This window comes from Mammaliicoccus sp. J-M41 (assembly GCF_022385935.1).
Taxonomy (GTDB): domain Bacteria; phylum Bacillota; class Bacilli; order Staphylococcales; family Staphylococcaceae; genus Mammaliicoccus; species Mammaliicoccus sciuri_A.
The window spans coordinates 1-775 of record NZ_JAJNIR010000069.1; the positions used below are offsets into that span (position 1 = coordinate 1).

Genomic DNA, 775 nt, shown 5'->3' on the forward strand with positions numbered 1-775 from the left:
GTAGACCTATTGTTAGTCATCAGTATAAGTATGTATTTGTTGATGCTATGCACATTAAGGTAAGAGAGAATAATAAAATTGTTTCTAAAGGTGTTTATATCGCTATGGGTATCAACGAAAATAGAAAACGCGACATTATTGGCTTTAAAATTTCTAATCAAGAGTCAGAATTAGCTTGGTCAGAGTTTTTTGAAGACTTAAGAATGCGTGGTTTAACAACTCCTGAACTTATTATCTCTGATGCACATTCTGGACTTATTAAATCTATTAAGTCACAGTTTATTGATTCATCTTGGCAACGTTGTACATTCCATTTTCTTAAAAATATTGTAGAGAGATTTCCTAAAAAGAACTCTAAAGAAGCTAGAATGTTACTTAAATCAATATTCCAAGCACCAACATATCGTCATGCTGTTCAGCTCAAAGAAGAATTCATTGCACAATATGAAAGTAATCCTAAGTATGTGGAAGCTATTAAAATATTGGATGAAGGCTTCGAAGATGCCTCACAATTCTATAGATTTCCTGCTCAACATCATAAAAATCTAAGAACTACTAATTCAGTTGAAAATATTAATATGCAACTCAGAAAACGAGAAAAAATAGTTAAAACATTCCCTAATCTAGATTCAGCTTTTAGATTAATTGGCGCAGTACTTATGGATATTCAAGAAAGATTTGATAAGTCTAACAGACCATTTATCGCTTAATTAAGCTACTTATTTTTAAAAAAATAAGTAGTGATCAAACAACTATATCTGTTTAAACTTCAAAA

General features: G+C 30.3%; 1 protein-coding gene. It reads left to right on the forward strand.

The genetic code is table 11. The features are described from left to right. Nucleotides 1-710, forward strand: a 710-nt coding sequence (locus tag LQ686_RS13870; protein WP_239733457.1) for an IS256 family transposase, incomplete at its 5' end; no start/stop codon positions are given. Between the last annotated feature and the right edge of the window lie 65 nt (nt 711-775).